Annotated in this window: 26 protein-coding genes; 18 read left to right on the forward strand and 8 right to left on the reverse strand. The window is 50.8% G+C overall.

Annotation, left to right across the window (positions count from 1 at the left end; all coding sequences use genetic code 11):
- The first annotated feature begins 62 nt into the window (after nucleotides 1–62).
- The 6 genes from MWL85_RS09510 (at nucleotide 63) to MWL85_RS09535 (ending at nucleotide 6937) form a co-directional block, all read left to right on the forward strand.
- Complete coding sequence (locus MWL85_RS09510; RefSeq protein WP_244400528.1) at nucleotides 63–1511, forward strand: leucine-rich repeat protein; 1449 nt, start codon at nucleotides 63–65, stop codon at nucleotides 1509–1511.
- Between the two features lies 1 nt (nucleotide 1512).
- Complete coding sequence (locus MWL85_RS09515; RefSeq protein WP_244400529.1) at nucleotides 1513–2799, forward strand: hypothetical protein; 1287 nt, start codon at nucleotides 1513–1515, stop codon at nucleotides 2797–2799.
- A 114-nt stretch (nucleotides 2800–2913) separates the two neighbouring features.
- Nucleotides 2914–3390, forward strand: coding sequence for an Lrp/AsnC family transcriptional regulator (locus MWL85_RS09520; RefSeq protein ID WP_018028821.1), 477 nt, complete (start codon nucleotides 2914–2916; stop codon nucleotides 3388–3390).
- 49 nt (nucleotides 3391–3439) lie between these two features.
- Complete coding sequence (locus tag MWL85_RS09525) at nucleotides 3440–4228, forward strand: hypothetical protein (RefSeq protein WP_244400530.1); 789 nt, start codon at nucleotides 3440–3442, stop codon at nucleotides 4226–4228.
- A gap of 235 nt (nucleotides 4229–4463) precedes the next feature.
- Nucleotides 4464–5759, forward strand: coding sequence for a bifunctional folylpolyglutamate synthase/dihydrofolate synthase (locus MWL85_RS09530; RefSeq protein ID WP_244400531.1), 1296 nt, complete (start codon nucleotides 4464–4466; stop codon nucleotides 5757–5759).
- 11 nt (nucleotides 5760–5770) lie between these two features.
- Entirely contained in the window at nucleotides 5771–6937 is a 1167-nt protein-coding gene (locus MWL85_RS09535) for a carcinine hydrolase/isopenicillin-N N-acyltransferase family protein (protein ID WP_244400532.1), read from the forward strand.
- Between the two features lie 261 nt (nucleotides 6938–7198).
- Here the strand turns inward: MWL85_RS09535 and MWL85_RS09540 are convergent, their stop codons facing one another.
- Both MWL85_RS09540 and pta read right to left on the reverse strand, forming a co-directional pair.
- Complete coding sequence (locus tag MWL85_RS09540; RefSeq protein WP_021903428.1) at nucleotides 7199–8395, reverse strand: acetate/propionate family kinase; 1197 nt, start codon at nucleotides 8393–8395, stop codon at nucleotides 7199–7201.
- A gap of 22 nt (nucleotides 8396–8417) precedes the next feature.
- Nucleotides 8418–9434 (reverse strand): phosphate acetyltransferase, encoded by a 1017-nt coding sequence (gene pta / locus MWL85_RS09545; RefSeq protein WP_018028716.1) that lies wholly within the window; start codon nucleotides 9432–9434, stop codon nucleotides 8418–8420.
- A gap of 96 nt (nucleotides 9435–9530) precedes the next feature.
- Between pta and MWL85_RS09550 the strand changes: the two genes are divergently transcribed.
- A complete protein-coding gene (locus MWL85_RS09550) occupies nucleotides 9531–10511 on the forward strand; it encodes a tyrosine-type recombinase/integrase (protein WP_083317573.1) in 981 nt (326 codons plus the stop codon).
- Nucleotides 10480–10770 (forward strand): ribosome hibernation-promoting factor, HPF/YfiA family, encoded by a 291-nt coding sequence (gene hpf, locus MWL85_RS09555; protein ID WP_021903431.1) that lies wholly within the window; start codon nucleotides 10480–10482, stop codon nucleotides 10768–10770. Before MWL85_RS09550 ends, hpf begins: the two co-directional genes overlap by 32 nt.
- A gap of 26 nt (nucleotides 10771–10796) precedes the next feature.
- Here hpf and MWL85_RS09560 read toward each other — a convergent pair whose 3' ends face one another.
- Nucleotides 10797–11012, reverse strand: a complete 216-nt coding sequence (locus MWL85_RS09560; RefSeq protein WP_244400533.1) for a hypothetical protein — start codon at nucleotides 11010–11012, stop codon at nucleotides 10797–10799.
- Nucleotides 11013–11155: 143 nt separating this feature from the next.
- On the opposite strand from MWL85_RS09560, the gene MWL85_RS09565 reads away from it, so the two are divergent.
- From MWL85_RS09565 to bioD, 9 genes are all read left to right on the forward strand, one after another.
- The gene (locus MWL85_RS09565; RefSeq protein ID WP_244400534.1) at nucleotides 11156–12250 is read left to right on the forward strand and encodes a DUF4831 family protein; all 1095 of its coding nucleotides are present in this window, start codon (nucleotides 11156–11158) and stop codon (nucleotides 12248–12250) included.
- Nucleotides 12251–12311: 61 nt separating this feature from the next.
- A complete protein-coding gene (locus MWL85_RS09570; protein ID WP_021903433.1) occupies nucleotides 12312–13865 on the forward strand; it encodes a peptide MFS transporter in 1554 nt (517 codons plus the stop codon).
- A 17-nt stretch (nucleotides 13866–13882) separates the two neighbouring features.
- Nucleotides 13883–14185: a hypothetical protein gene (locus MWL85_RS09575; RefSeq protein WP_018028711.1), complete on the forward strand. Its 303-nt coding sequence runs from the start codon at nucleotides 13883–13885 to the stop codon at nucleotides 14183–14185.
- Nucleotides 14186–14258: 73 nt separating this feature from the next.
- Nucleotides 14259–15242 (forward strand): biotin synthase BioB, encoded by a 984-nt coding sequence (bioB, locus tag MWL85_RS09580; RefSeq protein WP_244400535.1) that lies wholly within the window; start codon nucleotides 14259–14261, stop codon nucleotides 15240–15242.
- A gap of 2 nt (nucleotides 15243–15244) precedes the next feature.
- Nucleotides 15245–16528 carry an adenosylmethionine--8-amino-7-oxononanoate transaminase gene (gene bioA / locus MWL85_RS09585; RefSeq protein ID WP_244401879.1) on the forward strand — a complete coding sequence of 428 codons (1284 nt, stop codon included), beginning with the start codon at nucleotides 15245–15247 and terminating at the stop codon, nucleotides 16526–16528.
- Nucleotides 16521–17654, forward strand: a complete 1134-nt coding sequence (locus MWL85_RS09590) for an aminotransferase class I/II-fold pyridoxal phosphate-dependent enzyme (RefSeq protein ID WP_244400536.1) — start codon at nucleotides 16521–16523, stop codon at nucleotides 17652–17654. Before bioA ends, MWL85_RS09590 begins: the two co-directional genes overlap by 8 nt.
- Complete coding sequence (locus MWL85_RS09595) at nucleotides 17639–18310, forward strand: DUF452 family protein (RefSeq protein WP_244400537.1); 672 nt, start codon at nucleotides 17639–17641, stop codon at nucleotides 18308–18310. Before MWL85_RS09590 ends, MWL85_RS09595 begins: the two co-directional genes overlap by 16 nt.
- A complete protein-coding gene (gene bioC, locus MWL85_RS09600) occupies nucleotides 18307–19071 on the forward strand; it encodes a malonyl-ACP O-methyltransferase BioC (protein ID WP_244400538.1) in 765 nt (254 codons plus the stop codon). The genes MWL85_RS09595 and bioC overlap by 4 nt, the downstream gene beginning before the upstream one ends.
- Before the next feature lie 15 nt (nucleotides 19072–19086).
- Nucleotides 19087–19752 carry a dethiobiotin synthase gene (bioD, locus tag MWL85_RS09605; protein ID WP_244400539.1) on the forward strand — a complete coding sequence of 222 codons (666 nt, stop codon included), beginning with the start codon at nucleotides 19087–19089 and terminating at the stop codon, nucleotides 19750–19752.
- On the opposite strand, the gene MWL85_RS09610 is transcribed toward bioD, so the two are convergent.
- The 5 genes from MWL85_RS09610 to MWL85_RS09630 form a co-directional block, all read right to left on the reverse strand.
- The gene (locus MWL85_RS09610) at nucleotides 19747–20481 is read right to left on the reverse strand and encodes a DUF6064 family protein (RefSeq protein ID WP_244400540.1); all 735 of its coding nucleotides are present in this window, start codon (nucleotides 20479–20481) and stop codon (nucleotides 19747–19749) included. The two genes, bioD and MWL85_RS09610, sit on opposite strands and share 6 nt — an antisense overlap.
- Nucleotides 20478–20978 (reverse strand): threonine/serine exporter family protein, encoded by a 501-nt coding sequence (locus tag MWL85_RS09615; protein WP_244400541.1) that lies wholly within the window; start codon nucleotides 20976–20978, stop codon nucleotides 20478–20480. The genes MWL85_RS09610 and MWL85_RS09615 overlap by 4 nt, the downstream gene beginning before the upstream one ends.
- Nucleotides 20975–21751, reverse strand: coding sequence for a threonine/serine exporter family protein (locus MWL85_RS09620; protein WP_244400542.1), 777 nt, complete (start codon nucleotides 21749–21751; stop codon nucleotides 20975–20977). The genes MWL85_RS09615 and MWL85_RS09620 overlap by 4 nt, the downstream gene beginning before the upstream one ends.
- A gap of 636 nt (nucleotides 21752–22387) precedes the next feature.
- Complete coding sequence (locus MWL85_RS09625; protein WP_244400543.1) at nucleotides 22388–22861, reverse strand: low molecular weight protein-tyrosine-phosphatase; 474 nt, start codon at nucleotides 22859–22861, stop codon at nucleotides 22388–22390.
- 707 nt (nucleotides 22862–23568) lie between these two features.
- On the reverse strand, nucleotides 23569–23718 hold the full coding sequence (locus MWL85_RS09630) for a hypothetical protein (RefSeq protein ID WP_394802101.1): 150 nt from the start codon (nucleotides 23716–23718) through the stop codon (nucleotides 23569–23571).
- 183 nt (nucleotides 23719–23901) lie between these two features.
- On the opposite strand from MWL85_RS09630, the gene MWL85_RS09635 reads away from it, so the two are divergent.
- Nucleotides 23902–24300 carry a type II toxin-antitoxin system HicB family antitoxin gene (locus tag MWL85_RS09635; protein ID WP_070708194.1) on the forward strand — a complete coding sequence of 133 codons (399 nt, stop codon included), beginning with the start codon at nucleotides 23902–23904 and terminating at the stop codon, nucleotides 24298–24300.
- The last annotated feature ends 69 nt before the right edge of the window (nucleotides 24301–24369 follow it).

A 24369-nucleotide genomic window follows, 5' to 3' on the forward strand; every position in this document is an offset into this window, starting at 1 on the left:
CACGAAGGCAATCAACCTCGTGCAACAGCCATCATTCAATAATCATCATTACAATAGACAAAATGAAAAAGATCATCCTTACAACATCCCTTTCACTGGGACTGATGTTGGGCCTCACCTCTTGCTTTGGCGAAGACCAAACTCCTAAGTACAAGGAGAGTAAAATAGAGGTAGAAAACACCTACAGTATCTTAAAAGTATATCCAGAAAACGAGCTACCAAAGGATGGCATCGTGGATCTGAAGCGCATCACTGAAGTGGATGCGGAAGTCTTTGCTGGGTATAAGGGACTTAAGCAAATCACTGGTAAGCGCCTGCAGAAGATTGGGCCAAAGGCATTTGCTGGCTCGGGACTTCTAAAGCTCACCATTGGAGAGGCTATCCCCGTGATTGCTGAAGATGCTTTTGCCGAGACAAGCGAGGAGAAGGAGCTATTTGTACCCGAAGGTAAGGAGGAGCAATACTATCTCCTAGCTCATACCCACCACTTTATCTCAATCAATGGGGTAAAGATTCCACAAATCACAGTGACTGAGGGCGTCTTGACCCTTTACCCTGCCTATCTGCTTCAGGAGGAGATCACCCTTCCAGAGACAGCTACCACGATTGGCAAGGAGGTATTTGCTTCGCAAGAGGTGCTAAAGAAAGTGCACGCACCATCTATCACTAAGATAGAGGCCAGTGCCTTCAAGGGGGCTACGGAGCTTGTAGAGGTAGAGCTAGGGGCAACGATCCCAGAGGTGGCAGAGGATGCCTTTGCCGACACGCCTATGAGCAAGGCGCTCATTGTTCCAGAGGAGAAAGCCGATGAATACATTGAGTTTGCCAAGACCCACCAATTCTCTACTATCAACGGCAAGGATGTTTATCCACTACCTGAGGGAATTACAATTGAGGGGAATGTACTGACAAAGATCTCTAGTTTTGTCTCTGTAGAGAAGCTAGAGCTTCCACCTTACGTGACCGTGATAAAGATCAACGCCTTTAATAATAGACCTCGTATCAAGGAGATCATCGGTACGGGTGTTGTGGAGATTCAAGAGAAGGGAATGGCTGGTGCGAGACAGACTACTACTGCGATCTTCCCTAAGCTCAAGAAGATTGGGCGAAGTGGGCTCGATGGCTGTAGTGCTCTAGTGAAGTTTGAAGCTCCACTCCTAGAGGAGATTGGTGCAGGTGCCTTTAAGTCGGCATCTAAGCTCAAGGAGATCAACTTCCCACTACTCAAAGAGGTGCCTGTGGATGGCTTCAATGCAAGGTGGAATGGACAGTTGTCCACCGTCATTCTACCAAGTGTCACGAAGATCGATGACAATGGATTCGGCTACCAAGTGAATATTAAGCTGCTCGAATTGGGTAAGACCCCTCCAACGGTTACACCACAAGGCTTTAGCGATGACCTGAAGAGCAAAAGCCCACGACTAGTAGTGCCTGCAGATGCAGTGGAGGCCTACGGAGGTGTAGGAAACAAGTGGCATAAGGATATCTTTGTGGTAGAAGCAAAGAAATAATATGTCTCGGTATACATTTCTAAGTTTCATAGCTTGGAGCTTTCTCGCTGTCGCATGTGGCAGTGGGGAAGCTCCAAGCCCTTTGCCCCCTAAGCCCAACCCTCAGGAGGAGCCAGAGAAGCCTACGCCAAAGCCCAAGGAGGATCAGCCCACCCGCCCACTGATAGGGTATGAGGGCTACATGCTCCTCTGCGAGGCAGGGCTCTCCTCGATCATCTATAATATCCCTGATGGCGTATCGGAGCTGCCTAGTTTGCGATTGATGGACCGCGATGGGAAGCTCCTTGATCGCGACATTTATCAGGAGCTGATCAAGGAGGTACCCGCATTGGCCGTTTGTTGCGAGATGGACCTCTCCGCCTCGTCTAAATACTTTGCACTGATGACAAAGTACGACTTTACCGAGGGGAAGTATGGACCACATACCTCACGGCTCACCATCCTCCGACGGAGCGACCTTAGCCTGGTGAAGAGTATCCCTATCATCCTCCCTTCAAAGGAGTTCAACGAATGGGTCACTGGCTCTTGTACCACCAATGCTGGCAACACCTACTTTGCCATAAACTCCCGTCGACACCGTTACCTCAATAGAGTTGATAGTGAGGAGATGATTCCCCTTCAGGGGCTTTCCTCTAACTATTTGCGGTCTGCTTTTTCATACGAAGATAAGGCGTACTTCGTCTTGAGAGACGACCCTAATATCTACCTATTTAGCAATGGATCCGAAAAGGCAAAGTCGATACCAATCGCTTCGAAAGGAGGTATCAGAGCCGATAACGCTGCTGGAGACTACCGTGTGCTTACCGATAATGATGGGCGGAACTTCCTTTTCTCCCTCAAGGAGTCGAAGGTGGTTGCTACCTTTTGGACCTCCCCATCGATTGGTCGAGGGAGCTATTATGATACAAAGGAAGGGTACCTCTACTTCACTACTGTCACAGGCTCCGATGCAAAGATGCGTAGCTTATACCGCATCCCACTGAAGCTAGATAACTCCTCTGAGCAATCCCCCGAGGCGGAGCTCTATTTTAGGATTGGTAGCCGTACCGAGTATGATAGTCGCCAAGGCTACTTCCTCACGATCGGTGCAGACCCCTATACGCGGAAGCTCTATCTTTCGTGGTTGGATCAAGGGAGGACCGGACCGGCAGTAGAGAATCGGACCAAGATGTATCAGCTACCGATGTTGGGCAAAGAGGAGACGCTACCAGTAAAGTCACTAGCTCTCTATCATCTACATCGTACCTACAACATCAGCACTATCTATCACTATCGACAGCTTCCTTAACAAACAAGATCGGTTGGGTGCTGTGAATTGACTTGTTTTTTGTTATCTTTGTCGGAAGAACTGAAACACTTTGTCCAATTCACTAGCAAGCACGTACATTTTAATAATACCGGTATGAAGAAGATAGATGAGATTGATATCAAGATTATCAACATGCTCTCTGAAGATGCACGCAGACCCTACATGGATATTGCAGAGGCGTGTGATCTATCCAGAGCAGCCATACACCAGCGTATCCAGAGACTTATTGGTAGCGGTATCCTACAGGGGTCACGAAGCTGCATCAATTACAACGCGCTCGGATACAAGACCCTCACGTACGTAGGAATCGTGCTAGAAAGAGGATCACTCTACAACACGGTAGTGAAGCAAGTGGAGCAGATCTCGGAGGTGGTGGAGATACACTACACCACAGGGCCGTACACTATGCTCATTAAGCTATACGCAAGAGATAATGACCACCTGATGCACATCCTTAATGATCAATTACAGCAGATCGAAGGGGTGGTCTCTACCGAGACACTTATCTCACTCAAGCAAAGTCTACAGCGCCCATTTGTAGTGAAAGAAAGCAACGAAGAGGACGAATAACCCACTCTAGGCAGAGTATAGAGAACAGGTATAAAGGAGAAATAAGGATATGAATTACAATCAAAGAAATGCATTTGAGAGAGATGGAGATCTCCGGTTTGATGCAGATAGTCACACCTACACACATATCGGGAGGATTGAGCCTCTCACATCGGTCACCTCGTTCATTGCCTCCTTTTTCGACCCCTATGACCCTTACTTCTGGATTAATCGCGATGATAAGCTTACCGAACTGCAGAAGGAGCAAAAAAAGCAGGAGCAGGATAGTAAAGGTTATGTCGCACGCAACTTGGGCACCTTTCTGCATACTCAGATAGAGCAAAGCTTCTTGGGCGAGATTCCCGAGAGTAGTATGGACTTAGCACCTGAAGAGGGCGGTATAGGGCGGGCCTATAGCATTGAAAAGGAGATGGAGTACTTCAATCAATTTGTCCGTGACCACCGCTTAGACCCTTTCCGCACCGAATGGATGATCTACGACGATAAGCATTGGCTAGCAGGGACGCTCGACCTATTGGTACAGGAGATGGATGGATCCTATACAATGTACGATTGGAAACGGAGCCGACGCATGGGGCGTGAAGTAGACGGACACTTTCAGCCCAATCGGAGTAACTTCCGGCAAAAAGGGCATGGCGTGATAAGCCACCTCGATGACACCCCATTTATCCACGCTGCACTCCAGCAAAACCTCTACGCTGAGATACTAAAACGCAACTACGGCATTGAGGTGAGCGATATGTACCTAGTAATCCTGAGCCCCTCTTTCTCTAGATACCATAAGGTAAGGGTGCCCAATTATGAGAACGAAGTGAAAATGATGCTCGACCTTTACTAACCCCCCCTAGAGCAATACAAAAGAAGCACCCCAGCGGGTGCTTCTTTCGTATCCCTTTGCACGAACACCTTTCTCGGACGAAGATTACCCTAGACTCCATTCTCTGACTCGTCCGACCTGTCCGCCCTGTCCGACTTGTCCGATAAAAAAACACCACTGGTAGGGCACCTCTACAAATCTGGAAAATAGTTATCTTTGTGAGGAATAAAGTATTACCCTATAGAGGAATAGAGAGATGACCTATCAAGAGACAACAGAATATCTATTTTCGCAATTACCACAGTTTGAAAAGGAAGGAGCTTCGGGCTATAAACCGGGACTAGAGCGAGTTGAGACCCTACTACAGCTCTGTGGCTCTCCCCATAAGCAACTCACCACCCTCCACATTGCCGGCTCCAATGGCAAAGGCTCCAGCAGCACTATGTTGGCAGCTACCCTTGCGGAGAGTGGCCTTCGGGTGGGGCTATTCACCTCCCCCCACCTCGTCGACTTCCGTGAGCGAATTCGCATCAATGGGGAGATGGTATCGGAGGAGTTTGTCGTCCAATTTGTAGAGATGATACGGCAGAAGATGCCACCAGAGCTATCCCCCACTTTCTTTGAGCTCACCACCGCTCTTGCCTTCGCCTACTTTGCGAAAGAGCAGGTAGATATCGCCGTGATAGAGGTGGGTATGGGCGGTCGATTGGATAGCACCAACGTGATACAGCCCTTGGTCAGTCTCATCACCAATGTGAGCATGGACCACGCCCAATACCTCGGCAATACCCTACCCCTTATTGCTGGCGAAAAGGCGGGCATCATCAAGCCACACACCCCTGTAGTGCTGAGCCGAAGCTCTGAGAAAGAGGTGACCGACGTGGTGGTGGCTAAGGCCAAAGAGCTACAGGCACCCCTCACCCTCGCCGACCGAGAGGAGGAGATATTGATGTACCAATCACTTAAGATTGGGTACAAGGTGACCACCGCCCACTTCGGTACCTTCACACTCCCGCTAGAAGGGGAATATCAGATCGAAAACCTTGGGGGTGTGCTACAGGTGCTGCTACTACTCCGCACCAAAGGATATGAGATTGAGGATACCGCCTTGCACCAGGGGTTGCAGAGATTAAGTCACTACGGACTGAGGGGGCGATTGGAAGTGATTCAGCAGATCAACCCCACCATCGTCATTGATACAGGGCACAATCCCGATGCCTGGCAACACCTTGCCCCCACCCTACAACAGTGGCAAAAGGAGGGCGGTCTCGTGATGCTCATCGGTATGGCGGGCGATAAAGATGTGCCCCACGTGGTAACCCAATTTCCTTTGGAAGCTCACTATATCTTCTGCCAAGCCCACACGCCACGAGCCCTTCCTGCCACAGAGCTACAAGCTCTTGCCAAGGCAGTCGGTGTCACCCATAGCGAGGTGATTCCCGACATACACGAGGCGTACAAAGTGGCGATCCAGAGAGCTAAGGAGCTAGGTGCAGAGACCCTCTTTGTGGGTGGAAGCAACTACGTCATTGGAGAATTACTCACCCATTAATGCATAACACTATGAAAAAACTACTCACCACACTGCTATTGCTTTTGGCTACCACACAAGCCATCGCCTGCACCACTGCTGTGCTATCAGGTCGCTTCACCAAGAATGGGCGACCAATGATCTGGAAACTCCGTGACACAGAAGCGTACGACAATCATATGCAACGCTTCGAAAGCCCCCTCGGCTACTATGTCGGTTTGGTCAACGACTCCGACACCCTTGGCCTACAGGTGTGGGGTGGACACAATAGCCACGGCTTTGCCATTATGAATAGTGCCTCCTTCAATGTCAACCACGGCTATACTGGCGATTACATTGATCAGGAAGGCGTGCTGATGAAGCGTGCCCTCGCCGAGTGTCGCAACCTCACAGAGTTTGAAGCACTCCTCAATGCCCTCCCCCGACCTATGGGATTGGCGGCCCATTTTGGAGTCATTGACGCCGAAGGGGGTGCAGCGTTTTACGAAGTGAATAATGAGACTTGGACCAAGTTTGATGCCAATGAGGCTCCTGAGGGGTACGTTCTTCGCACCAACTTTTCCTACACCGGCACCGAAGACGAGGGGTATGGATATGTCCGCCTCCGCTGTGCGGCCAATCTATTCACCCACCTAAAGCCGGGAGAGGTGACTGTAGAGCTCCTTGGCAGTCGCTTGAGCCGCTCTATGTACCACGGTCTGATGGAGATAGACTATCGAGCACTGGCAGAAGAGGGGCAGCTCCCTAGCCGCAGTGGATTTGTTGATTCCGACGACCTCATTGCCCGCTATGATACCAGTTCGATGATTCTGGTAGAGGGGGTAGCCCAAGGGGAAAACCCTGAGCTAACCACCTCATGGGTGGAGATCGGCCAGCCCTACCTCTCGCCACTCATTCCCATTTGGACCACCAACGAAATCCCCACTGAGCTTCAGAGGGCTACTTCTGGCAGGGAGACCATCGCCTCTCTTGCCAAACAGCTGAAGCGGGAGAAGCTCTACCCACTTCGTACGGTAGAGGAGAGTCGTTACCTCTATATGCCGCTCATCTACCGACCCGATGGCACTGGCCTCGCACAGCAATTAGAAGCCCTCGAGGCAGAGTACATCCCTCGTCTACAAGCCAACCACTCTCCGCAGCTCCAGCGAGAGATGATCCAAAAAGCCCTCAAACTACAGCGCCAAGCCCTCGCCAAATAAGCATGGTGCCTCTCTGCCAGAACCTTATCGGACAGGGCAGACAAGTCGGACAGGTCGGCAAATGGGTCGAGAGTATAGGGAGAAATCAAGTGAAGCACTTGCCAACTTGTCCGAATCGTCCGACTTGCCAACTTGTCCGACTTGTCCGATAAGGTACTTTATCAGACGGCTCGGACACTATGGAGCTCATGGGATATCCTTTAAAAATAGCCCCCTCGGTTTTCCGAGGGGGCTACTCATATATATTATATAAGGAGTATCTTACTTCACAAGGGCGAGAGTATCGCGAGCGATCAGTAGCTCCTCGTCGGTAGGCACGATGAGTACCTTCACCTTGCTACGGTCGGTAGAGAGGACTACCTCCTTAGCTCTTACACTGTTATTGAGCTCCTTATCGATCTCAATGCCAGCATACTCCATGTGGTCACATACATACTCGCGGGTGCTAGCTTGGTTCTCACCTACACCACCAGTGAATATGATGGCATCTGCTCCGTCGAGTAGTGCGAGATAAGCTCCCACGTACTTCTTGATACGGTGGTCGTACATAGCTAGGGTAAGCTTTGCACGCTCATTGCCCTCGGAGATGGCCTTCTCCAAGTCGCGCATATCGCTAGAGATGCCTGAGAAGCCGGCAACGCCCGACTCCTTATTGATCAATTGGCTCAATCCCTTGGCATCTAGCCCCTCTTGCTCCATAATGAATACGAGTGCTCCTGGATCCACATCACCAGTACGAGTACCCATCATCAAGCCTTCGGTAGGGGTCAATCCCATAGAGGTATCGAGTACCTTACCGCCCTTGATAGCAGTAACGGAACCACCATTACCAATGTGGCAGGTGATGAGCTTTGCTTTGTGGTAGTCGAGGCCTAAAATCTCACAAGCGCGCTGGCTCACATAGCGGTGGCTAGTACCGTGGAAGCCGTAGCGACGTACCTTGAGATCGCTATACATACGGTAAGGAAGGGCATACATATAGGCCTCTGGCTCCATACTCTGGTGGAAGGCGGTATCAAATACAGCTACCTGCTTTACGTTTGGAAGGAGCTTGGTGATAGCATCCACTCCCTTGAGGTTGGCAGGGTTATGGAGAGGTGCCAATACGCTGATCTCATCAACTGCCTTAAGCACTTCGTCATTGATCAATACGCTCTCGCTGAATCTCTCACCACCATGTACCACGCGGTGTCCTACCGCGCCGATCTCCTCGTAGCTCTTGATGAAGCTATACTTAGGATTGATCAGGGTATCAAGGATCAGCTCCACCGCCTCCTTTTGGGTAGGCATATTGTGCTCAATGACTACCTTCTCACCATCGGAGGTCTTGAACTTTAGGAAAGAGTCGGGCAATCCGATCTTCTCTACACCACCACTGGTAATCTCCGACTCATTCTGCATATTGTAGAGCTTATACTTTACCGATGAGCTCCCGCAGTTTAGCACTAATATCTTCATAATCTATCTATTTCTTTCTCGTTTACTTATTATTCAATGCGGCAGTTGCCTGATTGCTGGTGATGGCTACCATGTGATATACGTCCTCTACGGAGCAGCCACGGCTAAGGTCGTTGACAGGCATGGCGATACCTTGGAGGATAGGGCCAATCGCTTCGGCACCACCTAGACGCTGTACCAGCTTGTAGCCGATATTGCCCGACTGAAGGTCGGGGAAGATAAGCACGTTGGCATGACCTGCCACCTTGCTACCTGGTGCCTTGCTGCTACCGGTCTTGAGGTCAAGGGCAGCATCGGCCTGCAGCTCACCATCAATAGCGAGCTCGGGAGCGAGCTCCTGAGCTAGTCGAGTAGCCTCTGTCACCTTATCTACATTCTCATGCTTAGCACTTCCCTTAGTGCTGAAGCTGAGCATCGCCACCTTTGGCTCAATGCCCACTAAAGTCTTAGCCGTTTCGGCACTAGAGACGGCAATCTGAGCTAGTTCCTCAGCAGTTGGGGCAGGCATCACGGCGCAGTCGCCAAAGACGAGAGTACCATCTGCACCATATTGAGACGCCTTGGTGAGTAGGATAAAGGCACCGCTCACCACCTTGATACCAGGGGCGGTCTTGATGATCTGAAGGGCTGGACGAAGTACGTTGCCAGTAGTGTTTTGGGCACCTGCCACCTCACCATCGGCATCACCCGCCTTGATCATAAGGCAAGCGAGGTATAGTGGATTCTCGGCTAGAGCAGTTGCCTCCTCTAGGGTCATCCCCTTCTTCTTACGAAGCTCATAAAGGATATTGGCATACTTCTCCTTATCGGGATTGCCCTTGGGGCAAACGAGGGTAGCCCCTGTAGCGATGTGTGTGAGCCCTAGCTCCTTGGCTTTCGCTTTAATCTCATCTGGATTACCGATCAGGATAAGGTCGGCTACCCCTTCGGCTAAAATCCTATCGGCAGCACGTAGTGTGCGCTCCTCTAACCCTTCTGGCAATACGATGCGACGCTTTGCCGCTTTGGCATTGGCCACAATCTTCTCAAGTAGTTGCATAATGCTTTAGTTTTAGTTGTTCGTATGTTATTTATATTTGATCAGTATTAATCACTATAGGCACACAAATTTACCAAAAAAGTGTAACTTTGGGCTATGATGGATGGAATACTCGAACGATACAGGAGATATCTGCAGTATGAGCGAGGGATGTCGGAGCTCTCGATTGTCGCCTACCTCACCGATATAGAGCACTGGCTCACGCTGGAGGGGTGCAATGAATTGGAGGGGGAGGCACTGGAGCAGTTTTTGTGTTCGGTGGATACCCGACGGGCAAGGAAATCGCTCATAAAACTGATGGAGACGCCCGACGCCACTCGTAGTGTGAAGCGACGGCTATCGGCACTCAGAAGTCTCTACGGCTATCTGATGAAGATCGAAAAGGTGGAGCACAACCCATTCAAGGCGGTACAGGTGCCTAAGGATGGGCAGTATCTCCCCACTTTTGTCAATGCCGATCTGCTCACTCGCCATATCGAACGGCTCTACAAGGAGGCGGAGGAGGAGCCGACTAGTGAAGGGAAACGGGTAGCGTGGCAGCGGGCCTTTGTAGTGGACCTACTTTTCCAAACAGGAATGCGTCGGGCGGAGCTATTGGGACTGCATTTGGAGGATATAGATACCACTAAAGGGGAGCTAAAGGTACTCGGAAAACGGAATAAAGAGCGAATTATACCGCTTGGTCCTTTGATTTGTCAGAAAATAGATTTATATTTGGGGTACAGAAGTCCAAAGGTGGAGACAGAGGTCTTTTTACTCAATGACGAGGGCAAGCCAGCCAAGGCGGATTATGTATACAAAGTGGTGAAGGAGGCACTGGCCCCACTGCCACAATACTCACGGAAAAGCCCGCATATCCTACGGCACAGTTTTGCCACAGCGATGCTCAATAATGGGGCGGACCTGATGAGCGTCAAGGAGCTACTAGGACACGACTCTATCTCTAGCACAGCAGTCTACACACACACCACTTTTGAGGAGCTTCGTAAAATGTATAACGCACACCCTAGAAGTAGGGAGTCTAGTAAAGAAAGGAGAACAAACCATGAAGACGAAGGTACAGGCAGTCAACTTTGACATGACAGAGAAGTTGCAGGAGTTTGTAGAGAAGCGTGTCGCCAAGCTAGAGCGATTCTATGCCGAGATCATCGATGCAGAGATCGTCCTCACACTGGAGAAGCCTGAGCAGGCAAATAATAAGAAGGCTCGAATCACCCTCGCAATCAAGGGGCCAGACCTCTTTAGTGAGAAGCAGGCCGATAGCTTTGAGGAGGCAGTGGTAGAGGCGTGTGAAGCACTCGAAAGGCAACTGGAGAAGCACAAGGAGCGTAAGTAATAGATACTAAATAAGAGAGCTATAGGCTACAGGGTCACAAGACCCTGTAGCCTATTTTTTGGTGGCTTGCGGAGGTGCCTTGCGGGGGTGCCTTTCTCGGACAAGTCGGACGAGTCGGACAGGTCAGACAGGTCGGACACCGCCACCTGCTGTGGGCTAGCTGCGGGGTTAGTTGCGGTGGCTAGCTGGGCGTCCGACTCGTCCGACTTGTCCGACCTGTCCGACTCGTCCGAGAAAGGCATCCCCCTGTCCGAGAAAGGTACCCCCTCGTCCGAGAAAGTCCCCCCTCTGATAAAGCCCCTAAATCTGGGCAGTACCGACGCGGTCTCAAAAGTTTTTAGTAGATTTGTCGGTAAACTTAAAATTAGGGTCAAAGCAAAGCTAGATGAAACAATATAAGACTTACAAGCTACTCTACCTGCTGGTAGCACTCCTCACCTCTTACGGCTGTGCTACGGCACAGAAGGTGGAGCGGTACAGTGTGGGAGCGCTCAATGATAACCGAGTAGTCTATGCTCTTCCGCAAACGATTCTCTATCTACAAGTAACGTCGGAGGTAACGAAGGAGATCCCTGGGGAGCTTTCACTCTATGCGGAGCGGTATCTGGGCACTACCAATGCGGTATTAGAGCCGGCACTTAAATACCAGCTCAAGAGTATTGAGGTGGGGACAAGAGGAGTGGCCGATGAGGAGCAACGCTTCTCCATTGACTTCCGAAAGAATAGCACCGCCACCAATGTATCGCTGACGGAGGATGGGGTGTTGGTGGGAATCAACCTGCAAGAGGAGGTAACCCTCCCTACCCCTCTCGACATACGTAGCAACGAACTGAGATGGGCGGAGCTGCCTGAGGTGAGGTTTCCACTAGAGTATATCCAAGCCACTACAGCAGCCGCAAAGGCGAAGGTATTGGCCGATAACATCTACCGCATTCGGGAGAGTCGTGACCTAGTAGTGAGTGGCGAGTCGGAGCAACCTTTTGCCGATGGCAAAGCCCTTGAGATAGCGGTGAAGCGCCTCGATACTGAGGAGGCAGCCTTCACTCGACAGTTCAATGGGGTGAGACAGTCGCAGGAAATCGTGCAACTAGCAGACCACCTTTCGGCAACGGAAGAGGGGCGTCACGTGGTGGCTCGCTTCTCAACTCGCGAGGGACTACTCCCGGCAGAGGACCTTCGTGGGGAACCAATTTACCTTGAGATAAAAGTGGTGGAGCAGGCAACCCCTCTTGATGAGAAGGAGCAGAAGCGACTAGAGCGTCGTCTCTCCAAGGGGATCGTCTATTGTGTGCCTGGCACGGTGCGTGCCACCATCACCTATCGAGGGCAGGTGCTTGAGAGTAAGGAGGTGCCAGTGGCACAGCTGGGCAACCTCGAGGCGCTCGATATGGTGCTCTTCAATACCAAAGGCCACACCACCTCCGTAGAGCTTTACCCGATGAATGGCGGACTGAAGGAGGTCAAAGAAGTCAACCTATAACAACCTTACAACGAGATAATTATTAACTTAAGTATTCACTGATAAACAAAAACTTCACAACATGTTTAAAGATCATCCTAAAGGATTAATACCAGCGGCCCTCTCCAATATGGGTGAGCGCTTCGGGTATTACATTATGAATGCAGTGCTCCTGCTCTTCCTGGTCTCCAAGTTTGGAATTAGCGACCAGTGGAGTGGGGTTATTTACTCGGTATTTTATGCCCTGATTTACGTACTCAGCCTTGTAGGTGGTGTATTAGCCGACCGCAAGAATAACTACAAGGGAGTCATTATGGCAGGACTTATTGTGATGGCATTAGGATATATCCTCCTCTCCATTCCAATTACCTCTACCTCCGACAACATCAGCTGGCTCCTACCATTTACCTGTGTATCACTTCTGCTGATCGCATTTGGTAATGGTCTCTTTAAGGGTAACCTCCAAGCAATTGTAGGTCAGATGTACGACGACCTTGAGGCAGAGGCTGCCAAGAAGGGCCCTGAGGCACTTCGCATTGCCAAGACAAAGCGTGACTCTGGCTTCCAGATATTCTACGTATTTATCAACATCGGTGGTTTGATCGCTCCATTCGTAGCACCACTACTGCGTAGCTGGTGGCTAGGTCGTAATGGTCTGCTTTACAATGCAGGTCTTCCTGAGCTTTGCCATAAGGTCCTCAATAATGCTGCGATGACAGTAGAGGAGACTGCCAACCTAGCTAAGTGGACAGTAGAGGTAGGTGGTTCTGTACCTACACCAGAGTTCTGCCACACCTACCTTGAGGTATTCAATACTGGAGTACACTACTCCTTTATCGCTTCAGTAGTGGCTATGCTCATCTCTCTCATCATCTTTATCTCCACTCGTGGTCTATTCCCAGAGCCACCTAAAAAGGTACATGTTGAGACTCAAGGTTACACTGCCGAGGAGAAAGCAGCGATGGCAAGCGAGATCAAGCAGCGTATGTACGCTCTCTTTGCAGTGCTTGGAGTAGCGGTATTCTTCTGGTTCTCATTCCACCAAAATGGTCAGTCACTCTCCATCTTTGCTCGTGACTTTATCAAGACCGACGCTATACCACCTGAGATTTGGCAGGCTGTGAACCCCTTCTTTGTGATTGTGCTCACACCAATTATTATGGCGATCTTTGGAGCATTGGCACGAAAAGGTAAGAGTATCTCCACACCACGGAAGATTGTGTATGGTATGCTGATTGCGGCATTGGCCTATATCTTCTTGATCGCAGTATCTGTACACTATGGCTACCCATCTGGTACTGACTTCCGTGCTATGGATGCTGGGACTCAGGCGGCGATGAAGGCAGGTCCTTGGGTACTGATTGTTACTTATTTCTTCCTCACCGTGGCAGAGCTATTTATCTCTCCACTAGGGCTATCCTTTGTATCCAAAGTGGCACCTAAGCACCTTCAAGGCCTCTGCCAGGGCTTGTGGCTCACCGCTACCGCCCTTGGTAACCTACTGATCTGGCTCGGCCCAGTGATGTACAATAAGTGGCCAATCTGGGTAGGTTGGACAGTATTCGCTGCCGTCTGCCTCATCTCTATGGGCATCATGCTCTCTATGGTGAAGTGGCTGGAGAGAGTTACTAAGTAAAAACCAATCTGTAGGTAATGCATAAGCAGAAAGGACTAAATGTAAGGCGGGTACTCCACTTCAATCGATGGAGTAGGAGTGCTGCTGCCGCCTTCCACTCGGTCGGGAATGTGGTGAATATCGGTCAGCTCCGCACCAATGTGCTGGAGCGGATCGCACCAAAATCCTCCGCCACCCTTCGCCTACTCAATGCCTCATGGCTGGAGCTATGGGAGCAGAAAGAAGCCGAAGAGTCGGGTGCCGACCCGTGGGAGGAGTCGCTTCTATCGTTGATTACGGTGGTGGCGACTACCGACACCATTGCTGCACTACCTAGTTAGACACTCAATACAAAGATGGGTGCCAAGGCTATTTATATGCCTTGGCACCCATCTCTTTTTATAGAATAAATAGATGAATATTGCGGAAAGAATTATCGGGGGAGAACGAATCACCTCACAGGAGGAGCTACTTCGGATAGTCGAAGAGACCCCCCGTGAGGAACTTTATGAAGCGTGCCACCAGATCACACGTGCCCTTTGTGGCGATGCGTTTGACACCTGCTCCATTATCAATGTAAAGAGCGGGCGCTGCAGCGAAGATTGCCACTGGTGCACTCAGAGTGGCCACTTCAAAACCAATTGCGAGAGCTATCCTGTGCTCCCCTCAGAGGAAGTGCAGGCACTCGCAAAGCACAATGCAGAGGTAGGCATCAAACGGTACAGCCTTGTGGCGAGTGGCAAACGGCCGACTCGTGACGAGGTAGCCACCTACTGCGAAATGTACCGTGAGATAGACCGAAAGTGCCACTTACATCTTTGTGCCTCCCTAGGGCTGGCAACGAAAGAGGCACTGCAGTCGCTCCGAGAGGCCGGCTGCACCACCTATCACTGCAATATGGAGAGTGCCCCAAGCTACTTTCCCACCCTTTGCTCCACACATACTCAAGCGGGGAAAATAGAGACCCTACAGAATGCCCAAGCAGTTGGCATGCGACGTTGTAGCGGTGGCATCATCGGCATGGGCGAGAGCCGAGCTCAGCGAGCAGAGTTTGCCCTCTTCCTCGCCTCCCTTGGCATCGAGAGCATCCCTATCAATGTGCTCCACCCGATGCCCGGCACCCCACTTCAGGACCAGCCCCACCTCTCTGCCGACGAGATTCTACTCGCCATCTGCATCTTCCGTTTGGCGAACCCAACCGCTTACCTCCGCTTCAGTGGCGGACGGGCACTCCTTAGCACCGAAGTACAAAAGAAAGCACTATATATAGGTATCAACGCCGCCATCACTGGTGGACTGCTCACCACCACCGCCTCTATTGCCGAGCGTGATATGGAGCTATTCGCCAACGAAGGCTACGACACCAAAGCCCCCACCAATTGGGAGACAGAAGCATGAAGATGACTACAGAGCAACTACTCCAATGGGATAGAGACCACCTTTGGCATCCCTATACCTCCACCATTGACCCCCTCAAGGTTTATCCCGTAAAGAGTGCCAAGGGGTGTACCATCACTCTAGAGGATGGCACCCAACTGATCGACGGCATGAGTTCTTGGTGGGCTGCGCTACACGGCTACAATGTTCCCGAACTCAATCAAGCGATCACCGACCAGCTACAGCAGATGTCGCACGTGATGTTTGGTGGCTTCACCCATCGCCCCGCAGTAGAATTGAGCCAACTACTGATAGAAAAGGTACTACCCAAAGGGATGGATCAGATATTCTATGCCGATAGTGGTTCGGTAGCAGTTGAGGTCGCCCTCAAGATGGCGATCCAATACCAGCAATCGCTAGGAGAGCATAAGCGTCGGCACTTTGTAGGCATCCGAAGTGCCTACCACGGCGATACTTGGCACGCCATGTCGGTCTGCGACCCCATTACGAGTATGCACAGCTACTTCGCAGGCACCTTGCCAGTGCAGTACTTCGTCCCTCAGCCCAAGAGCCGTTTCGGTGGTACGTGGGACGAAAGTGATCTCGCCCCAATGAAAGAACTCCTAGAGGAGCATGGCGAAGAGATGGCAGCTATCATCGTTGAACCGATCGTACAGGGAGCCGGTGGTATGTACTTCTACCACCCTGAGTATCTCAATCAGCTACGTGCCTTGGCCGACCAATACCACTGCCTACTGATCTTCGACGAAATCGCCACCGGCTTTGGAAGGACGGGCGAACTCCTAGCCACCTACCACACCAATATCCAGCCCGATATCATCACCATCGGCAAAAGCCTCACCGGCGGTTACGTAACCCTCTCCGCCACCTGCACCACCAAGCAGATCGCCGATACTATCTGCGGAGGCGAAGCTGGTTGCTTTATGCACGGCCCCACCTTTATGGGCAATCCCCTCGCCTGTGCGGTAGCCAAACGGTCGGTAGAACTCCTTCTCTCCAAGGAGTGGCAGAAGCGGGTAAAAGAGATAGAAGCGCAATTGAAGGAGGGGCTAGCACCGCTTGCCTCGCTACCTACTGTAAAGGAGGTAAGAGTCTTAGGTGCCATCGGAGTGGTAGAGATGCAGGAGCCGGTAGATATGGGCACCCTAATCCCCAAATTTGTCCACGAAGGCATCTGGGTACGCCCCTTTGGCCGATTGGTTTACCTGATGCCCCCCTTCCTCGCCATCACTGATGAGGAGCTTCAACACCTTATCCAAGGACTTTGCAACGTACTCCATGGATAGATACCGCCAAGCCTTAGAGCAGTGCCAGAGCGAAGGCACCTACCGCACCCTTCCCGACATAGAAGTACAAGGGAAGTACATTGATGTGGAGGGACGTCAATTGCTCAATCTCAATAGCAACGACTACCTCGGTCTCTTGGCAGAGCCTCAGCTGTGGCAGAGGTTTATAGAGGAGGAAGGGAAAAAGCGGCACCCCTCCAGTGGCTCCTCGAGGTTGTTGACTGGCAATAGTCCTGTTGCACAGCAGTTTGAGGGCGAACTCGCCAACGCTTATGGTCTGGAGAGTGCCTTGCTATGGGATAGCGGTTACCACGCCAATACTGGTATCCCTCCTGTCCTCTCCCTCCCCAACACCCTCTTCATTGCCGACAAACTGGTACACGCCAGCATCATCGATGGGCTTCGGCTATCGGGAGCCCCCTTTCAGCGTTATCGGCACAACGACCTCTCCCACCTCCGCAAGATACTGAGTCGCTATGCCGATCAATACGACACCCTTTGGCTCATCACTGAGAGCCTCTTCAGCATGGACGGTGATATCGCCCCACTCAAAGAACTGGTGGCACTCAAGGAGGAGTACCCACACCTATATATATATGTAGACGAAGCACACGCGGTAGGGCTTTTTGGTCCGAAAGGGCTAGGGCTTGCAGCCGAGATGGGGGTGACGGGGCAGATTGACTTGCTCATTGGCACACTCGGCAAAGCCCTTGGTTCTGTCGGTGCCTACTCACTTCAGAGCGACACCCTCCGCCAGCTGCTGGTCAGCAAAGCCCGCTCGCTCATCTTCTCCACCGCTCTCCCCGAGGTCAATGTGGCGTGGAGCCGGTTCCTTTTTCATGCCATTCAAGAGATGGACGACCGTCGCCAGCATCTCAAGGATTTGGTAACCCTTTTTGGCAAAGAGATGGGACGTGAGTTTACCTCACAGATCATTCCCCTCATCGTGCCTGGCGAGGAGCAGGTGACCAAAGCGGCAGAGCAACTCTGTCACCACGGTTTTTATATCCGTCCCATCCGCCGACCCACCGTGCCACAAGGGAGCGAACGCCTTCGCCTCTCCCTCACCGCAGCAATGACCACCGACGAAATTATCCAATTGGCCAACCTATGCAATTCGATCTAACAAAAAAACAAGGCAATCGCCGTCTGCTCATCTTCTTTACCGGCTGGGGTACCACACCCGAGGTGGCGGCTCACCTGACGCCCCTCCCCGAGTGCGACTACCTCACCGCCTACGACTTCCGCACCCTTTCACCCGAGACGATTCCCTCACTGCCCGATTACCAAGAGGTCTATATGGTAGGGTGGAGTATGGGAGTCTGGGCTCTCGATAGGTTGGCACCCCACCTCCCCACCCCCACCAAGGCGATTGCTATCAACGGCACCCCCCTGCCGATGCACAACCAATACGGCATTCCCGATGAGATATTCAGGGGAACACTTGAGGGGCTAGATGATGATAATCGTGCCCGCTTCAACCGACGGATGTGCGGGGGAAAGAAACTATTGGCGGTATTCAATTCCTTTGCAGCACGCTCCACGGAGGATCTGCGAGAGGAGCTCTACGGCACCTATCTGCAGGTGAAGGACCTACCCGATGATACGCTCCCACAATTGGCATGGAGCGAAGCGATCGTGAGTGAGCGGGACCTGATTGTACCCACCGCCAACCAACTCGCCTACTGGCAATGGCATGGCGTCCCTTGCCGACAGCTCAAAGGGGTTGGGCACTACCCACTCTTAGAATACCAAAGCTGGGAGGAGCTAATCCAATTATGACCATCGACAGACAATTAATCGCCGACCGCTTCGGTAGTGCCTTTGCTAGTTACGACGAAGCAGCTACCCCTCAGCAGAGAGTGGTAGCAGAGATGATGGCACTTCTTACTGAGAAAGCGGTCACTCCACCCCAACGGATATTGGAGATCGGTTGCGGAACAGGGCTCTTCACAGAGCAACTCGCAACCCGCTATCCACAAGCAGAGCTAACGCTCAATGATCTCGTACCCGAAGCAGAGCATTGGGTCCGTGAAAAGCTCCCCCACCGCCCCTTTGCCTTTGTCACAGGCGATGCCGAGCAATGGGATTGGGGCAAGGGCTATCAGCTCATCGCCTCCAGTAGCTGCATACAATGGTGGCAGGAGCCCCTCGACTTTATCCGAAAAGCCTACAACGCACTCATGCCTGGCGGCACGCTGGCACTCTCCACCTTTTTACCCGAAAATCTATCGGAGCTACGACCCATTTTGCCCAACGCGCTCCACTATCCAGTACAAGCCGAATACGCAGCAGTACTCACCCCTTTCAGCGATGTAGAGCAGAGGGCACTCACCATTGAGCTACAGTTTCCTTCGCTCCTCGAGCTCCTTCGCCACCTCAAAGCAACTGGCACCAACGCCTTTACCCACACCCACCAAGGACTATGGAGCCGTGGGCATCTTCTTCGATTGGAGGAGGAGCTACGGCAAGCCCATCAGCTCACCTCTGAAGAGCCCCTTTCGCTCACCTACCACCCCCTTATTATCATAGCACAAAAATAAAACTACAATAATATCATGATGAAACTATCAGAAATACTTAACGCACCGGTCTACTTCGTGACCGGCATTGATACTGACGCCGGCAAAACCGTTGCCACAGGCTGGATTAGCCGTCAACTTCTAGAGGAAGGAGTGCAAGTGATCACTCAGAAACTGGTGCAGACTGGTTGTGTGGAGATGAGCGACGACATCTTGGTTCACCGAAAGATTGAAGGGCGTCCACTACTACCTGAGGATCAGGACCACACCACCCACCCTATCCTATTCACCAAACCCGCCTCCCCACACATCGCTGCCGAGCTAGAGGGGAAAAGCATCGATATCTCTATCGCCACCGCTTCTACAAAGAAGCTACTAGAGAAATACCAAACTATTTTGCTCGAAGGGGCTGGCGGACTGATGGTGCCGATCACCCGTGAGCTACTCACCATAGAGTATATTGAGGCGGAGCAACTCCCCACCATCCTCATCACCACGGCACAGCTAGGGAGTATCAATCACACGCTCCTCAGCCTAGAAGCCCTTGCCAGCAGAGGGATAGAAGTGCCACTCGTGGTCTACAACGAAGGACTTACCTACGACCCGATCGTCACCGACGATAGCCGAGAGTACCTCCGCACCTACCTCTCACGCCACTACCCCCGCACCCACTTCATCACTATGCCCCACCTCACCCTATAAAAAGCTACCACTGGAGAACTGCCTATACATACTCCAGAGTAGGATAATGGCGATACCGCAAAAGATAGAGATCAGAAGAGCATTGATGTAGACCATCCCAGGCTTACCCTTATGGCTCGAATCAAGTTGAAATGAATCCTTAAAGAATAGATAAACCGCAGGAAGAGTAGCACAAGTCATCAAGTGGTCCTCAGGGATATTAAAGAAGGCCGTCTTAGCAAGTCCTATCACCGACCAATGGCAAAGGAGTAGCACAATAAAGAGATTGACCCTCTCCCTCTGCAAGAGCAATAGCCCCATTGTATAAAGCATCACCGTACAGGGCATCACCGGCGATGTGATCGTAGGGAATTGCAACCCCCTGGCCATAGAGATCAGAGGATAGAGCAAAGGGGTAAAGAGCAGGAGGTACCCCAACGGCTTGTGTGGCTCCACCCGCTCCTCACTACGATGCTTCACACAGAGATCCCAGCACCATACCACAGCTAGGATCAGCCAGAATAAAGCCATAATCTCATTGTAGGCCCTCTCCGAGCAGTAGATATAGAAGTATACCACCGCTAGCCAGAGGTAAAGCACCGTTGTATAGAGCTTCACCACCAACGCAGTCCGCTTGCTCGGCCTAATAGCAAACCATAGAGTCACCACCACACCGACAAAGACAATAATGGCTTGCCACAGCCAGGTCGCTTCATTGTAGCGCGCAATAGAGTGCCAAAATGTATTCATCTTGAGAGCTTATTAGACCTAGTCAGGGCATAGGCATAGTTGGGGAAAAGGAGCATCGGTATCATCGCACCAAGCGCAAGCATAAAGACCACAGTGATCGCCGTCATCGACTGAGAGAAAAAGGTATCCATATAAAGAGCACGAGCACTAGGATCATCAATCGAATGCAAGTACATAATTTGGGCAAAGATCATATTATACGCATACTTACCTGGCACCATCGGCAGCAATGCCGGCACATACAAGACAGTCATAGGCAACCGCCGCCGTTTGCCCAGTAAAAGGCTACCAAATCCACAGAGCAAAGAGGCAATCAACGTAGCAGCTGCAATCTCCACCCCACCATACGTCATCAGGCAGAAGCGACAGGCGTGCCCTATGGCAGCTAAAATAGCAATCGGGCGAAAAGCCTTCAGCGGAGGATCTGAGATAGCCCCAAACCCTATCGCCGCTATCGCTGCAAAAAAGCCATCCGAGAGAATATCCAGAGCTATCATAGCAAGTTATCCTTCATTATCAAAATGGTAAAAGAAAGACCAATAGCTATGCTACCAATCAATAACCACGCACTCACCAGTCGGCTCAGCCCTATCGCCACATGCCCCTCCACAATATCAATTACCCCATTGATCAAAGGGACCCCAGGCACCAAGTACAAAACACTTGTAGCAATCGCAATCTCCGAAGTGATATCAAATATCACCGACGTAGAAGCACATAGAGAAGCCACAAAAGCCGAAACGATAAAGGTAAGATAATGATTCACCCCCCTTTGGCTCATCTGTTGCTTGACCAACATCCCACAAAGAGTCGAAGAAAAGACAATCCCCATAGAGGCCCAATCCCCACCAAAGAGCCGGCAGAAGGAGGCATTGGCAAAGCCCACAAGCAGTAGCACAAAGAGAGGATGAATCATCGGAGCCTTGATGATCGACTCATACCGCTCCTTGATCTCAGCGAAAGAGAGATGGTGGTCATAAGTCTCCCAGCTAAGAGCACTCAGACGAGCATTGTGCTCAAAACTAATAGGATAAGGATAGATCTCACACACCTCATTGTAGTGCTCCCGACTCCTGAGATCAAGGACAGAGATGATAAGGCTCTTCTGAAAAATACTGATCTTAACCTCGCACCCAAGAGATATACCAATCCGCTTCGTATTGCGAATCACACGTGAGGAGTGCACACCACAGCTCATAAGGTGGGTGGCATACTCCGATAGAAATACCCCAACTTCGTGTAGGGCTGGACTTTGCTCTTCTTCTACCATATCTACAGATGACGCACAATAAATGATACACAAGATGATACCCTCGAGACTGATGACCTCTCAAGGAAAAACGTTATTAAGCCTTATGCGTCAACACCACAAATATACCACTTTTCTCAAAACCTACGAAGCACCCTTTTTCAGCAGCAAGGGGTTACGCATTAGAAAAAGTCTTGTACCTCATACTGTGTATAACATAAACAACTTAAATTCATCAAAGCACCCGAAGGGTGCCACTCAGCTAGCCTCCGGTCGAAGACCGGCGGGAAACATGAGATATCCCTTCCCCACGACCCTTGTGGTCGCACAAACCAATGCGAGTGCGACCACAAGGGTCGAATATCTTACCGTACCTTATCCCCGCCAGTCTTCGGGCTACGCCCTCCGACTGGGGGCTATCTGAGTGGCACCCTGGCGGGTGCTTTGATATTCCTAATGCGTAACCCCTGCTTCAGCAGTAGAGGTAAGTAGTGCCACACGGGCTAAAACTTAGTGGCAGTCAAAGGAATTGTCGAGTTACAAACTAAGCCAACACTGAGTTACAAACAGAGCCAACGCTGACTTACAAACTAAACAAATGCTGAGTTACAAACTCGCCACACGCCCAACTCTAAATGAGCCCATTCATAGTCCCCACTAAACAGAGCTTACCGCCCTTAAAAACCGCTCTACAGAAGCCTCCAAAAGATCCAAGACCAATTCAAAGCCATCCTTACCGCCGTAGTAAGGATCAGGGACATAGTCGAGCGTCTCCCCCTCAGGGAAGTAGTCACGCATCTTCACGATCTTTCGGGAGGTCTCGAGCGTTGGGGCACGATGATAAAGCTCCGTGGCATTGGAATCGTCCATCGCCACGATATAATCATAGGTAAAGAAGTCCTCTAGCTCCACCTCACGGCTTCGGCTAGTGAGGTCATACCCTCTTGCTTGTGCCGTCTCACGCATCCGAGGATCGGGTAGCTCCCCTGCATGGTAGCTGTGGAGCCCTGCCGAGTCGATCTCAAACAAATCCTGCCACCCCTTCTCCTCAATAATATGCTTCGCCACCCCCTCAGCCGAAGGGCTACGACAGATATTTCCCAAACAAACGAATAGTATCTTTACCTTCATATAAATTCTTCATGTTAATTTCCACGCAAATATAGTGATATTAAGAGACTGTTGCACGAAGGCGATCTGCTACGTTGCTTTCGGGATTCAGGTTCGGTCACGTACGTGAGTACGCTCCCTTCGCCCTCACCCTCAGCGCCTTGCATCTCATCCTTCGTGCAACATTCTCATTAAACCAATCGCCTTTTCCAAACAGGGTTTACGCATCAGAATAGTCTAGCCGTATGGTTTTTAGCGGGGTGTCTTTGAGAAAGGACCTCGGCAGAGGTCCGTGCTAAATAGGCACAGGTCAAGGCACGCAGTGCCGAAGACCTGTGTATAACGATGTGCAAAACACCCTTACGACCCCGGCTGAGGGGTCGGACATCCTTATCTAGGTCTGACCTCTCAGCTGGGGTCAAGCAGGTGGTGAATATGCTCTTGCACACAGGTCGTTCGGGGCTAATGCCCCTCCGACCTGTGCCTATTTAAGAGGGACCTCTGCCGAGGTCCTTACCTATTAAAATCAGACAATTGCCCCCACAGTGTCTACTTTTTCAGGAATAGAGGAGACGGGGTGTCTACACTTTCAGGAATGCGATGATATACCTTCCGCATATTTCGCATAGGGTGCGGAATACATTCCGTATGCGTGCGGAACGCATTCCGTAGCCCTGCGGAATCCATTCCGCACGCATACGGAATATGAGGTTGATGCAAGAAAGACATCACTGACCTGCATAGAAGGCTTTGGTCTCAGCCTCATGCTTAGCTCTTTCCGCTGTACCCACAGCACCAAATTCAGCATCAAGTACAGCATCATAATCCACAATCTTGTGGTTGTTATTTTCCAGTCTCGCGTTCTCTTTTGTCTGCATAATACTCCTCCTTAATTCTTAATGCCTTAGTTATCTCTCCATAGGGCTCCTTCGAAGATACCAAACTCTAACTTAATGCGAACAAAACGCCACCAAAGCTTGTTTATTGGTGGTATTATTACTACCTTTGCCATACGGTTAATATCGACCGTAACAAGAGAGGCCTTATATACGTGGAATGTTATGAATACAGTACAAGCTACTATCACCTGGTCCGAAGGAAAATACTTTGTCTATACAGACTCAGAGATAGGTATTTCAACCATGGGACGTACCATCGCAGAAGCTAAAGAGGCATTTCAAAACTTTCTAGAAGAATACAAAGAGGAGTGTATTGAAGACAACGCAGAAGTTCCAAAAGAACTACAAGGAAATTACACGACTACATACACATTAGACACCTCGGCTCTTTTACAGCAAGTACCAATAACACTCAAGGCATTGGCAGATGCGAGTGGGATCAATCAACGTCAACTATCGGCTTATAAAAACGGAATAAAATCGCCCCGAAAAGAGACACAAGCCAAGATTATCAACGGTATCAGAAGCATTGGTGACACGCTATCTAAAGTCACGCTATAAAAGTCACACTGTAGGTGACCTCTCTTGTTTTTACATTAAGCCCTAGGTTTTAGGGCTTAATTATTTTTA

The organism is Porphyromonas somerae, from assembly GCF_022845615.1.
GTDB classification, from domain to species: Bacteria; Bacteroidota; Bacteroidia; order Bacteroidales; family Porphyromonadaceae; genus Porphyromonas_A; species Porphyromonas_A somerae.

Excerpts from the sequence above, each read along its gene's own strand:
- hpf (WP_021903431.1), top strand. The coding sequence starts at position 10,480 with ATGAAGACGAAGGTACAGGCAGTCAACTTTGACATGACAGAGAAGTTG.
- MWL85_RS09570 (WP_021903433.1), top strand. The coding sequence starts at position 12,312 with ATGTTTAAAGATCATCCTAAAGGATTAATACCAGCGGCCCTCTCCAAT.
- MWL85_RS09525 (WP_244400530.1), top strand. The coding sequence starts at position 3,440 with ATGAATTACAATCAAAGAAATGCATTTGAGAGAGATGGAGATCTCCGG.
- MWL85_RS09560 (WP_244400533.1), bottom strand. The coding sequence starts at position 11,012 with ATGCCTTTCTCGGACGAGTCGGACAGGTCGGACAAGTCGGACGAGTCG.
- MWL85_RS09630 (WP_394802101.1), bottom strand. The coding sequence starts at position 23,718 with ATGCAGACAAAAGAGAACGCGAGACTGGAAAATAACAACCACAAGATT.
- MWL85_RS09590 (WP_244400536.1), top strand. The coding sequence starts at position 16,521 with ATGGATAGATACCGCCAAGCCTTAGAGCAGTGCCAGAGCGAAGGCACC.
- MWL85_RS09595 (WP_244400537.1), top strand. The coding sequence starts at position 17,639 with ATGCAATTCGATCTAACAAAAAAACAAGGCAATCGCCGTCTGCTCATC.
- MWL85_RS09615 (WP_244400541.1), bottom strand. The coding sequence starts at position 20,978 with ATGATAGCTCTGGATATTCTCTCGGATGGCTTTTTTGCAGCGATAGCG.
- MWL85_RS09530 (WP_244400531.1), top strand. The coding sequence starts at position 4,464 with ATGACCTATCAAGAGACAACAGAATATCTATTTTCGCAATTACCACAG.
- MWL85_RS09575 (WP_018028711.1), top strand. The coding sequence starts at position 13,883 with ATGCATAAGCAGAAAGGACTAAATGTAAGGCGGGTACTCCACTTCAAT.
- MWL85_RS09520 (WP_018028821.1), top strand. The coding sequence starts at position 2,914 with ATGAAGAAGATAGATGAGATTGATATCAAGATTATCAACATGCTCTCT.
- MWL85_RS09510 (WP_244400528.1), top strand. The coding sequence starts at position 63 with ATGAAAAAGATCATCCTTACAACATCCCTTTCACTGGGACTGATGTTG.
- MWL85_RS09610 (WP_244400540.1), bottom strand. The coding sequence starts at position 20,481 with ATGAATACATTTTGGCACTCTATTGCGCGCTACAATGAAGCGACCTGG.
- MWL85_RS09515 (WP_244400529.1), top strand. The coding sequence starts at position 1,513 with ATGTCTCGGTATACATTTCTAAGTTTCATAGCTTGGAGCTTTCTCGCT.
- bioA (WP_244401879.1), top strand. The coding sequence starts at position 15,245 with ATGACTACAGAGCAACTACTCCAATGGGATAGAGACCACCTTTGGCAT.
- MWL85_RS09620 (WP_244400542.1), bottom strand. The coding sequence starts at position 21,751 with ATGGTAGAAGAAGAGCAAAGTCCAGCCCTACACGAAGTTGGGGTATTT.
- bioC (WP_244400538.1), top strand. The coding sequence starts at position 18,307 with ATGACCATCGACAGACAATTAATCGCCGACCGCTTCGGTAGTGCCTTT.
- MWL85_RS09550 (WP_083317573.1), top strand. The coding sequence starts at position 9,531 with ATGATGGATGGAATACTCGAACGATACAGGAGATATCTGCAGTATGAG.
- bioB (WP_244400535.1), top strand. The coding sequence starts at position 14,259 with ATGAATATTGCGGAAAGAATTATCGGGGGAGAACGAATCACCTCACAG.
- MWL85_RS09565 (WP_244400534.1), top strand. The coding sequence starts at position 11,156 with ATGAAACAATATAAGACTTACAAGCTACTCTACCTGCTGGTAGCACTC.
- pta (WP_018028716.1), bottom strand. The coding sequence starts at position 9,434 with ATGCAACTACTTGAGAAGATTGTGGCCAATGCCAAAGCGGCAAAGCGT.
- MWL85_RS09540 (WP_021903428.1), bottom strand. The coding sequence starts at position 8,395 with ATGAAGATATTAGTGCTAAACTGCGGGAGCTCATCGGTAAAGTATAAG.
- MWL85_RS09635 (WP_070708194.1), top strand. The coding sequence starts at position 23,902 with ATGAATACAGTACAAGCTACTATCACCTGGTCCGAAGGAAAATACTTT.
- bioD (WP_244400539.1), top strand. The coding sequence starts at position 19,087 with ATGATGAAACTATCAGAAATACTTAACGCACCGGTCTACTTCGTGACC.
- MWL85_RS09535 (WP_244400532.1), top strand. The coding sequence starts at position 5,771 with ATGAAAAAACTACTCACCACACTGCTATTGCTTTTGGCTACCACACAA.
- MWL85_RS09625 (WP_244400543.1), bottom strand. The coding sequence starts at position 22,861 with ATGAAGGTAAAGATACTATTCGTTTGTTTGGGAAATATCTGTCGTAGC.